Below are 11,221 nucleotides of genomic sequence, written 5' to 3' on the forward strand. Positions count from 1 at the left end.
GAGATTCTTGAAGCTCTCACTTTATCTTTTAAAGTGTCTCTTCTCGTTTACAAGCAATTGGGAAGTGCTTTAGAGGGTAGGTTTATTTAACAGGACTGCCTGTTTGGAAAATTGGAATGAAACTATTTAATATAATTTCTGCTCATAATGAATCAAACGGATGAGTTTTAATAAAGTTCTTAGCTACTTATAAAAGCTATTCCTTGAAACACTTGGATTTAGAAATCGATACGACTCAAGAAACAACGAAATATTGTATTCGAGACATTTATTTTTCGCCAAGTTGCTTATCAGAACCTAGCCAAATCATGATTAGATATGTCAATCATAATTCGTGTGTTATCAGATTCCTCCTCTTTGATAGCTTGTCACACTGTGAAACTCGGAAAATGTTATACGTTGGGTAATTAAAAAAATGTAGGAAAAGCGACAACTTTATTTTGCGCTTTTCCTACATTTTATTATTGTCCTTTACACTTCAAGTTCAAGTCTATGACATCTCGTCATGTATATAACCTCATAATATAACTTTTAACACTACTGTTTTACTTTATGATTTGCACGTGCTCCTTTGTTCCTCAACCCTTTGACAGTGAATTGAAGCAATTTGACAAAGAGATAGACAAGCAAGTATATCAGTAAGAATAATAAATATTCTTGCCAAATACTCTCTTTGACATCCACTAAGTCTGTCCGCTCTAGGATTTCTTTGCTTAAAAATGTGACTGTGAAAATACACAATGACATCATCGCATTCATCAATCGTTTCATTTGAACACCGCCTTGTTATAATTTTATTGTTAAATAGATTATAACAGGTAATCTATGAAAAAAATCAAGGATCTTAGTTTTCTAAAGCATCTAGTAAAATACGCTTATATTCAAGAAAGACTGGACTAAAAATAATCTCTTCAAAATCTTCCTTAGCTAAGTCCACGTCAAGTGTTAATACTACTTCACCTGGTTGACCTTTCAGCACATAAATTTTATCGCAAAGAATTAAGGCTTCTTCTACATCATGTGTGATCAATAAAGTTGACCAATTCATTTTACTTTTAACTCCATGAAACCAACGATGCATTTGCCGACGAGTGATAGCATCCAAAGCTCCAAAGGCTTCGTCGAGTAACAACCATTCTCGCCCAAAGTTAATCGTTCTTAAAAAAGCAATTCTCTGACGCATCCCACCACTTAATGAGCTAGGATAATAGTTTGCCCATTTTTCTAATTCAAACTCTTTTAATAAATTTTCTGATCTTAAACGCGACTGTTCTTTTGAATAGCCTTGAATAAGCAAGGGTAACATAATATTTTCAATGACTGATTTATGTTGGAAAAGCATATCCTTTTGTAGCATATAGCTTATTTTCCCTTTTATTTGATCAGTCCCATCTATTGTGATGCTACCAGATTGCAATTCTAAATTACTGGCGATCAAATTAAATAACGTTGTTTTACCTACACCACTTGTTCCTAGAATACCAACAGTCTGTTGTGGTTTGACAGTCATATTCACATCATGTAAAACAGAATGATGTTCGAATTGATAATTAATTTTTTGAATAGTTAACACGTTAATCCTCTAAATATTCATTTGTAAAATAGTTACCTAGTGTCAAATCAACCTCAACTAAATCATTTTCATATAACCACTTATAAAATTGATTCCATCTTGATTCGTCTATATGTCCCCATTGTGATGGTTCTTCTGCATATTGCTCACTAATCCATATTTGAGAAGCAAGCACCATGTCTTTTTGGCTCTCCAATTCTGGTGCATTTTTGATTAGAATCTCAGCTGATTCTTCTGGATGCTCCATAGCATACTGATAGCCTTTTTTAATCGCTTGAATGACTTTCGTCGCTTGATCTCCTTGCTGTGACAAATAATCATTATTAGCAATTATAATGGGTGAGTAAAAATCTAATGCTTCAGCATAATCTGCGAAGTAAAAGAAATTACTTGCTACCTCTTGATAGTCAGCCATTATTCCATCCCATGCATAATAAATCCATGCAGAGTCAAACATCTCGTTGGCTAGACCTACCACAGAATTATCTGCTTGGTTAGGTACTAATTTGACAGCCTCATAATTTCCACCTTCTTGATTCACCAAAAATTGAATCATTGCTAATTCAATTGGGTCATTCCAAGTACCATAACTTTTGTCAGTTAAATCTTGAGGTGCTTTAATTTCAGCAGCTTCATTTGAAATGACTCCTGACGTATTGTGTTCTAGAATAGCCGCGACAGCTGTTACTGGTAAACCACCCGCAAAACGCGATGCAATTGAATCTTGGAAACTAATACCAAATTCTGCTTGGCCTAAACCGACTAATTCGGTTGTACTACCTTCTGGTGGTCGTCTAATTGTGACATCTACGCCTGCTTCTGTAAAATAGCCTTTTTCAACTGCTACATATAAACCAGTATGGTTGGTATTGGGTACCCAGTCTAAAATGAAATCGACAGAGTCATTTTCAGCGACAGCAGATACAAGTGTTACCTGGCTAATTGAGAATAATAAACTTAATGTAATAACTGATTGTACAAGTAGATTAAACATTTTTTTCATTTATGATAGCTCCCTTAAAATCTTATCTTACGTTCTCTATACATCCATGGGATAAACACTCTTTCTAAAAGCGAAACAACCCACATAAAAAACAGACTAATTAACGAAATTAGAACAATAACTGCGAACATTTTGTCATAAGCAAATGCTTTTTTAGTTTGAATCATGTAAACTCCTAAGCCTTCAAAGCCCCCCAGCCATTCAGCTACGACTGAACTGACAAAAGCATAGGAAACACTGACACGTAACCCACTAAAAAAATATGACAAACTATTGGGTAATTTGACATGTAAAAGAACTTGCCATAAATTTGCTCCCATTAATTGCAACAAGCGAACAGCGTCTTGATCACTATTAGCAAATCCATTTAAAATACTAATAATAATTGGAAACAGTGTGGTTAAAACAACCAAAACAATTTTAGGTGTCATATCATAACCTAGTAACAATACTAATATGGGTGCGATAGCAACCGTCGGTATCGTTTGAGTCACAATTAACATTGGATAAAGTGCTCGATTTAACCATTCGATTAAATCCATTACAATTGCTAATATAAAAGCCAAAACAATTCCGATTCCTAAACCAATAAAGGCTTGTAATAACGTCACTCGGCTGTTGTCCCAAAGATTGGCACGATCATTAACTAATGCTGTAATTATCTGACTTGGAGTGGGAATGATGAATCGTGGTAGCCACCCCATGTATCCGCTAAACTCCCAAAGTAAAATTAGCGTCAGTCCAAAAATTAATCCTGCATATTTATTGGCGATGTTTTGATACTTTTTCATCGATACCCAACACTTGCCCCTCTGCGTCATAGCTAATTTTAACGTTTGTAAAAATTTTGTGATGGTGTGAACCGGCTACTTCAATCGCACCTTTTAATATAGCCATCAATTCATCAAATTCACCCTCAATAGTGGTTTCAAAAGCACTTAACTCAATACTTTTAGCATTCACTCTCAAATAGTCGATTACCTTATCGACCGTATTAAGAACTGTTGCTTGATCCGTTTGCTGTGGTAAAATTTGAATAGCTAAACTACAATTTGACATACAAAAAAAACCTCCCTATTCTTTTCACACAAATGCGCAAACATAGAAATAGACAAGTTTATCCACCATAATATATATATGAAATAAACCACATCCCTACGTAAGTGTTAACTTAATCAGGTTATTAGAGTTCGGGCAAGTCCCATCTCAGCATATTGCACCCCTTGTGTGTTGAAGCCATCATAGCATAAGATAATTTCAAGTACAAGTTAAGCAAACAAATCCGTTAGGACTGATTATGAAAAATCAATCCCAACGGGTCCATTAGTCTTACAACCATTATTTTGCTCATGAATGGTTACACCTTTTACCCCACGGGTCACCGTTCCTGTGGGAGAAGGATTTTCTGGTATATTCCTCACTTTAATCGCAGACAATAAAGCCACCGTTTGTCATAAGATAATATATGGCAGAACAAGGTAAGCATCTGGCACATGTTTTTGTCCTTGCGTGATGTTAAAACCGTTCATGGCCATCTGATCTATTTGTTCAACTTGAACAGGTAAAACTAAAGCGGCTAGTTGATCACCTGTTACTTCAGATATAATATCTAAATCATATTGTCTCGTATACTCATCATTTGAGACAAAAACGAAAATAAGTGACTTTTCACTGATAAAAGATGTTGGACCATGACGAAAGCATTGAAGAGTCGAAAACAGTCGTTACTTTACCAGCGGTCAATTCTAAAATTTTAAGTTGAGCTTCTCGAGCAAGCCCTAAAAACTTCCAGAACCCCAATCTATCACGCGGTCAACGTCAGTTTTCACGATTACTTAAACCTCTCTAGAAAAGGCTGTACTTGCCATCTTTATTACTGATTTTACATAATCTTCTTCGTCAGTATTATTTGTCATGTCAAACGTTAAAAGAGCTGTCAAAGGTATGCGTATAAAACTCCCTGTCGTAGCGAAACCTTAATCGTTTGATGTAGACGGCTGTAAAATCATAAGGTTTTTATCGTCATCTACAGCGGCTTCACTTTCAGGTGAGTTACCGCTTCTTGCCATCATTCTGATTGCTGTTTAATTTCACGCGTTATAATTTCAGCGTCTAATGAGACTAATTCATCTGTAGTTAAATCACATATACTTTCAAACTCCTATATTTCATCTTAATATTCAATCTGGCTTGTCCATGAGGTCGTAGTTCTTTGAATGACTTCATTTAAATTTTGAATGCTTTCGCGACCTTTAATTTGCAATCATTTGACAGCGCTTATTGACCACCCGATATAAATCCATCGACTGAAAGCTTCCAAATTGCTCGAGCCCATAATACGTCATTAACGCGATATCTGCTTCATTAGCACACTCTAGAGTGTGTTGGAACAATTCAGCATAGATTCCTCCATCTTAGTGTTTAATAAATTTCAATTCGACTCTCGTTTTGAGCTCATATTAATAGGGGGTAATTACCACCCTTTTACAGGAGCTTTTTTGGCAGTATTACTCGCACGATATTACGAGACATTCATGTTGATAAGTCCTTTATTAGGGTTTACGCCATTCATCAGAATAATCTTTACAATGCGAATACTGATGAAGGAATTATCGAGCGTTTTATATTAGAAAACACAGGAAAAACCTATATTGTTGCAGAAAAAAGCAAATTCAATCAAACCGCTTTTTATCATTGTTATGATCTTTCTTTAGCAGTTATGTTGCTAATTGATCGTCAATTTTCTAAAGATTTACTGACAAGTTACTCATAATTCGTCAAGGTCAAACCTGCATAATGAAACTATAACACCTTGGACATTCTAAAAATGAATGCGCCAAGGTGTTATAGTTTACTAGAATGAAGCCTTCCCTTCGATTATTATTAAGACCGGATCATTACTCATTGTAACAATCAATGGTTTTGCTTTTTCGATTAAATTTTTAAACACATCGAGTTCTAATGAAGCACGGTGAGCCGCTTGATTCTCCCACAATTCATGCATATAATCAGCGTCAGGTTCTTCTTCATTCACACCAACGAAATAACAGTAACAGTTATCCACAGCTTCCATTGCTTTGGAAGCTTCTAATAAATACTGTCTTAATAAGGCGTCTTTACCGGAACTGGCGACAAATTTTCCGTTAATAGATTATCTATTTATCTCATTATCCTTCTCATCACAAAAACTTCTTCAGTATTGGTTATAAATATTGCTCGACTGCATTATAAAACGCTCGGCGATCAGCTTCTGGCACCATACTTCCTCCGGTTGCCCACGATATGTGATTTGCCTCTTTCATTTTGTTTTCCAAGCCTTTTTCTTTAATATAAGCTTGCCCCTGAACACTACTAAACAAACGGGCGGGGCCGGTCACTCCGACGACAGCTGCCGGCTCTAACGCAATCTCTTTTATATCAACTAATTTTCTTAAGAATGTAAAATTGTCTTTTTCAGAAACGGTATACCCGCCATCAAAAAAGTCATGCATTAATTTTGCCACAAAGCCCGATGTTCTTGGAACGGCTAAACCATCCATATTTGTTAAGCTGCCATCAATATTAAAATCCTCAATCGACACTTGATCATACTCTTTGGTCATTAAGCCAATTAACATCGACGGCATTTGAGTAGGTTCTGCGAAAAAGCAATGAACATTGTCACCGTACACTTGCTTCAAACCGAAAGTGATTCCTCCTGGACTCCCTCCAATACCGCAAGGTAGGTAGACGAATAGTGGGTGGTCCTCATCGACTTGGATATCCATTTGACTTAATTGTTCTTGCAGACGATTACCCGCGACCGTATACCCTAGGAAAAGTTCCTCTGAGAATTCATCATCTACAAAATAGGACGTCTCGTCTTGTAGCGATTGGCTACGCCCCATCTGAACGGCTTGTGTAAAGTTTGTTTCATGCTCCACGACTTTAACGCCACGTGAACGTAATAAGTTTTTCTTCCATTCTTTTGCTTCAACTGACATATGAACCGTTACTTCAAAGCCAAGTTTAGCACCCATGACCCCTACACTAATTCCTAGATTACCGGTCGTTCCTACAACAATACGGTAGTTAGAGAAGAAATCTTTAAAAGCTTGACTAGCAAATTTAGTATAATCATCTGTCTCTGAACTTAACATTCCCTGCTCTAAGGCAAGGGCTTCTGCATGCTTCAGAACTTCATAAATGGCTCCTCGCGCCTTGATTGTACCCGCAATAGGAAGTAAATCATCACGTTTTAGCCATAAATGTCCATCAATTTTGGTTTGATAATAAGATTCTAATTCATCTTTTATTTCATCAATCGAGCTTAATTTAGATTCAATCAAACCCTTAGCCTCTACCGTTTCAGGAAATGCTTCCATAATATAGGGTGCAAAACGAGCTAAACGATCCTCAGCATCTCTTATATCTTGCTTAGTAAACTTTGTTCTTTGATCCGCTTCCTTAAAATTAGGTTTAGATGTATTACTTAAAAATACCCGCTTTGTGTCAGCCACTTCTTTTAAATAAGGCACACTTTCTAACATTGATTGAATCTTTTCACTTACAATCATTTTTATCCTCCTGCGTCACAATACTTAATAAACTCAGTTTATCAGACTAAAGAGAAGAAAAAAACAGCTCTAAGTGCTTCTAACGAAACTATCATATAAAACAAACATCTACCGTTCGGTTTTTATGCTTAATTGTCAACTTCTAAACGGTTGGCTCATTCTTTTGTATCTCCACTTCAGCCATGTCGAAAGCATTATCTTTAGGTTCATAGCCAATTAATGTTTTCAATGATTCGATTTCTAAACGATTGAAGCTATTGTTTGATATTCCATTAACAATTAGAAAAGGTTCTGACAACTCTGTGTTTAAACAACAATCAAGCAAATGATTGAAGTCATTTTCTGTAATAATTTCAGCCAAACCATGTAGATTAATTTCCTTAGAAAACTTTGAACCGGTTGTCGAATAATTACCGATTCGAATACCAATCGCTTCTATTCCTTTTTGATAAGCATAATAATTTGCAACTGATTCCATATATAATTTCGAAATACCATAATAACCATCAGGTCTAGTTGGATCATTGACCTGTATTTCTTTACCTTCTGGATAGCCATCTACCGCATGCACAGAACTCGCAAATACTATTCTTTTTAGCTTGCTCGCTTGTTCTGCATATTCAAATAACAGCTTAGGAATAATGAAGTTAGGTTGCCACACTTCTTCAAATTTGGCAAAGGCATCGGGATTACCCGCAAGATGAACAATGTACTCAATATCCTCTAACAAGCCCTCCCAAGCCTCGCTATTATCCAAATCAATTGCTATTTTTACTGCATCGAGTGCTAAATTTTCAGGATAATCATCAAAGTTACGATCGACTAAAGTTAAATGATAATCCCCTTCTAAATGCTTGGTGATAGCCTGGCCAATTGCACCTGCAGCTCCAGTAATTAACATTTTTTTCATTATCTTGCCTCCTGATTTATTTCGTTATTCACTTTTAGTATAGCACTTTGACTCTTTTAATAAAAAAAATAAAACCTCTACTCTTAAGTAAAGGTTTTAATATTTATCTATTATTCCGTATAATAACGCAGATCAAAGCCAACTTCCGTAGGTGCGACAAATTCATACCCTTGATCTTTTAATACTGGAATTAACAAATCAATGACATCCGGTGTCGCTTGATGGGTATCATGCATCAATAATAAAGATTTCGGCTGTAAGTTCTCCATAATATGATTGTAAGTTAATGTCGTATCTTGGTAATACCAGTCCATCGAATCTATATTCCATAAGATCGATGTCATATCATCCATTAAATCAATTACTCTTTTACCACCTGCTCCAAAAGGTAAACGATAAATAGTGGGCCATACTCCTGTGACATCATGAATTGATTCTTGTGTCCATATAAATTGCTTGACAACCTCTTCATCGGACACTGTACTTAAATCGGGATGATTATAAGTATGATTCGCTATCGTATGCCCATCAGAGACAATTCGGCGGGCGACTTCTGGGAACTCATCAACATAGGCTCCCATCACAAAGAATGTCGCCTTTACGTCATGTTTAGATAAAACATCTAATAACTGTGTCGTAAATTCCTCATTCGGCCCATCGTCGAACGTTAAAGAAATAAGTTTTTCACTCACTTGTATTTCCCCTTCAAAGTAATAAACTAACGTATCTGTCCAATAAACTTCTTCCCAAAAAGTCGAATCATACTCTCCCATTTCTAAGCCACTCACAATGATATCTCCTACCTTATTTGCGTAAAATTGAAGTTGTTCATATAACTCTACTACTTTTGGTTGTTTACTATAGTCTGTTAATTGTAATTCAACCGCCTGTATTGCATTTATAACATCCAATAATTGTGAACGATTTTTTATACTTTTGGGTAAATTATTAATGGAAGTCTGAGCAATTTCGGTATATGCTACAACTGAATCAGCGTACTGATACAAAGACTTAATTTCTGCTGATAACAAATCACTCAACTGTTGATTCTGATTAGCTTCGAACGCTGCATGCTTTTCGTCAAGTAAACTTTGCGTAACAGATGCACGAACAAGTAATTCATCGGCAGGCAATACCTGATTTCCTTGTATGATTAAATCGTCCTGTTCATAAATAGTGCTTAATTCATTGATTGCATCGTACATTAATTGAGCTTGTTCATAACTTTCTTTATAAACCGATTGATTCTTATGACTTAAATCATCAATCGCTTCTATGGCTTTCACAAAATCAAACTTTGAAAGTTCGGGATTCAAAAAAATATGTTGTTCATCCATGAATAAAGCCTCTACTGCTTCATCAGCACGAGCGATTTGTTCATTTGAATCACCAAGTAAGCCAGATAAAATAAATATAAGTAATGAAATTCCAATAACTGCTATAAGAGTCAGTAGAATATTTTTGCTTTTAATTAGTCTTTTATCTGTTCCCGCATTAGCTTTATAAGTATCTGCACTTTTAAACTTTTCAGCGATAGTTACTCCATCTAAATCAGTAGCGTCTTCACTTATTCGTTTACTTTTAACAGTCTGATTATCAATGGTGGCTTGCTTGTCAGCTGTATCAACTGAATCTTTACACCTACCAATTTCCTTGTCTATATCTTCACGATTCATTAACCATTCGCCTTCCTTAATAAATATTTCGGGTATTAAAAAATACCATTTTGTAAATTATATCACAAAATATATCCACAACGCATTCAAAGTTGCAACTATATAAAAAAGTCAATATACTTACATGAATATCAACAAACTATAACCCCTGAACTCCCGAGACTCATAACGATTAATCCTGTGCTAAAGATTGATATTATCATCTTTAGCAACACGTTTTGTTTCCAAAAACTTCGTTATGTGTTATTAATATCATCATAACGAGGTGAGAAAAAATGTCAAAAGAAAAACAACCCACTATTATTAAACAACACGATAAACGCAGTGGACAAACGCATCTGTATGAATCGATATCTTATTGAGATCCAAAAAAAACAATCGCGAGCTAAGCGAAAACTGATTGGGAACTAAAACCCGAGACAGAAGAAGTGGTACAAAGAGATGGCCAGATAACAAAGAAAAAATCTGACGTGAGGCCTTTGCCTCCTTTAGCAGAAATCCAACGCGTTTCTATGGTGCGACGGATGTTTTAGCGCAATTCGTGAAACAAGTCAGTTTAACAGACGACTTAAAAGTTATTTTTACAAATGATTATGCCTCTCTAAGATAACTAAACGAATTGAAAGTGGGGTCTTAGTCAAGATTAAAGAAGAAGCAGTAGAAGAAAAGTTAACGTATGCGGGCTACTTCGTTCTATTATCCAATAGTCGCATGACGCGTGCCCAAGTGTTGCGCCATTACCGTGATAAAGATCAAGTGGAGAAGGCCTTCATGAATCTAAAAGTTAGGTTAAACATGCGTCGCTTGAGAATGTCATCGCAACCTGGATTGGAAGGTAAACTCTTTGTCCGATACCTCGCCTTAATTTTAGCACCAGAACTAGAACATCGTATTGAGCAGGCAAATCTGTTTAAAGACTATAAGTTGGATGAAGTGTTGAAAGCATTTAATCACGTTGAATGTTTCATCCACTCATCCTTTAGTATGATAATCGGCGAAATCCTCCTAAAAACAAGAAACGTTATATGAACAACTCAGTCTAAACATCTCGTCTCGTTAGGAGTACGGGATGTTAGGATAAAACATAAGAGCCACCAAAATTTCAATGAAAATACAAAAAAACCTTTAGTCGAATGAACAACTAAAGGGATTCAAAATTAAAACTGAATTGTTGTCTAATAACATACAACACTTGCGTGGCAACGTCCTACTCTCACAGGACCAAAGGTCCAACTACCATCGGCGCTAAGAAGCTTAACTGCTGTGTTCGGCATGGGAACAGGTGTATCCTTCTTGCCTTCATCACCACACACAGTGTCTGTTGTTATTTTTTTTAGAGTGCTTGATTGATCACTCAAAACTGAATACTCTCAACAAAATCAGACCATACCGTCAAATTGTTCTCGTGGTTAAGTCCTCGACCGATTAGTACTAGTCCGCTCCGTACATCGCTGCACTTCCACTTCTAGCCTATCTACCTGATCGTCTCTCAGGGGTCTTACT

At 36.1% G+C, this 11,221-nt stretch carries 10 protein-coding genes, 2 rRNA genes, 3 pseudogenes and 1 riboswitch; of the genes and pseudogenes, 2 read left to right on the plus strand and 13 right to left on the minus strand.

From position 1 onward, the window contains the following. Positions 1 to 537: 537 nt before the first annotated feature. The 7 genes and pseudogenes from ACTQ45_RS09390 to agaS all read right to left on the minus strand — a co-directional run. Positions 538 to 771, minus strand: coding sequence for a hypothetical protein (locus ACTQ45_RS09390; protein WP_441753151.1), 234 nt, complete (start codon positions 769 to 771; stop codon positions 538 to 540). A gap of 73 nt (positions 772 to 844) precedes the next feature. Continuing rightward, complete coding sequence (locus tag ACTQ45_RS09395; protein WP_441763531.1) at positions 845 to 1,573, minus strand: ABC transporter ATP-binding protein; 729 nt, start codon at positions 1,571 to 1,573, stop codon at positions 845 to 847. Between the two features lies 1 nt (position 1,574). Next, on the minus strand, positions 1,575 to 2,576 hold the full coding sequence (locus ACTQ45_RS09400) for an ABC transporter substrate-binding protein (protein WP_441763532.1): 1,002 nt from the start codon (positions 2,574 to 2,576) through the stop codon (positions 1,575 to 1,577). 14 nt (positions 2,577 to 2,590) lie between these two features. Further along, entirely contained in the window at positions 2,591 to 3,367 is a 777-nt protein-coding gene (locus tag ACTQ45_RS09405) for an ABC transporter permease (protein ID WP_441763533.1), read from the minus strand. Then, positions 3,339 to 3,635, minus strand: coding sequence for a thiamine-binding protein (locus tag ACTQ45_RS09410; protein ID WP_441763534.1), 297 nt, complete (start codon positions 3,633 to 3,635; stop codon positions 3,339 to 3,341). The genes ACTQ45_RS09405 and ACTQ45_RS09410 overlap by 29 nt, the downstream gene beginning before the upstream one ends. Positions 3,636 to 3,711: 76 nt before the next feature. Further along, positions 3,712 to 3,810, minus strand: a riboswitch (TPP riboswitch). Positions 3,811 to 3,871: 61 nt separating this feature from the next. Then, positions 3,872 to 3,997: a hypothetical protein gene (locus ACTQ45_RS09415; RefSeq protein WP_441763535.1), complete on the minus strand. Its 126-nt coding sequence runs from the start codon at positions 3,995 to 3,997 to the stop codon at positions 3,872 to 3,874. Positions 3,998 to 4,149: 152 nt separating this feature from the next. Continuing rightward, a pseudogene (gene agaS, locus ACTQ45_RS09420) lies at positions 4,150 to 4,396 on the minus strand (SIS domain-containing protein); the annotation flags it as partial. 680 nt (positions 4,397 to 5,076) lie between these two features. On the opposite strand from agaS, the pseudogene ACTQ45_RS09425 reads away from it, so the two are divergent. Beyond that, positions 5,077 to 5,349 (plus strand): annotated as a pseudogene (locus ACTQ45_RS09425) (DeoR/GlpR family DNA-binding transcription regulator); the annotation flags it as partial. Between the two features lie 81 nt (positions 5,350 to 5,430). On the opposite strand, the gene ACTQ45_RS09430 reads toward ACTQ45_RS09425, so the two are convergent. The 4 genes from ACTQ45_RS09430 to ACTQ45_RS09445 form a co-directional block, all read right to left on the minus strand. After that, on the minus strand, positions 5,431 to 5,724 hold the full coding sequence (locus ACTQ45_RS09430; RefSeq protein ID WP_441763542.1) for a putative quinol monooxygenase: 294 nt from the start codon (positions 5,722 to 5,724) through the stop codon (positions 5,431 to 5,433). Positions 5,725 to 5,779: 55 nt separating this feature from the next. After that, the gene (locus tag ACTQ45_RS09435) at positions 5,780 to 7,132 is read right to left on the minus strand and encodes a D-serine ammonia-lyase (protein ID WP_441763536.1); all 1,353 of its coding nucleotides are present in this window, start codon (positions 7,130 to 7,132) and stop codon (positions 5,780 to 5,782) included. Positions 7,133 to 7,274: 142 nt separating this feature from the next. Beyond that, positions 7,275 to 8,042: an NAD-dependent epimerase/dehydratase family protein gene (locus ACTQ45_RS09440; protein ID WP_441763537.1), complete on the minus strand. Its 768-nt coding sequence runs from the start codon at positions 8,040 to 8,042 to the stop codon at positions 7,275 to 7,277. Positions 8,043 to 8,152: 110 nt separating this feature from the next. Continuing rightward, on the minus strand, positions 8,153 to 9,718 hold the full coding sequence (locus tag ACTQ45_RS09445) for a polysaccharide deacetylase family protein (protein WP_441763538.1): 1,566 nt from the start codon (positions 9,716 to 9,718) through the stop codon (positions 8,153 to 8,155). A 603-nt stretch (positions 9,719 to 10,321) separates the two neighbouring features. On the opposite strand from ACTQ45_RS09445, the pseudogene ACTQ45_RS09450 reads away from it, so the two are divergent. Next, positions 10,322 to 10,778, plus strand: a pseudogene (locus ACTQ45_RS09450) (IS1634 family transposase); the annotation flags it as partial. A 134-nt stretch (positions 10,779 to 10,912) separates the two neighbouring features. On the opposite strand, the gene rrf reads toward ACTQ45_RS09450, so the two are convergent. Next, positions 10,913 to 11,028: ribosomal RNA gene (gene rrf / locus ACTQ45_RS09455) — 5S ribosomal RNA — on the minus strand. Between the two features lie 95 nt (positions 11,029 to 11,123). Next, positions 11,124 to 11,221, minus strand: a 23S ribosomal RNA gene (locus ACTQ45_RS09460); the annotation flags it as partial.

Source organism: Fundicoccus sp. Sow4_D5, from assembly GCF_052116365.1.
In the GTDB taxonomy this organism is placed as follows: domain Bacteria; phylum Bacillota; class Bacilli; order Lactobacillales; family Aerococcaceae; genus Fundicoccus.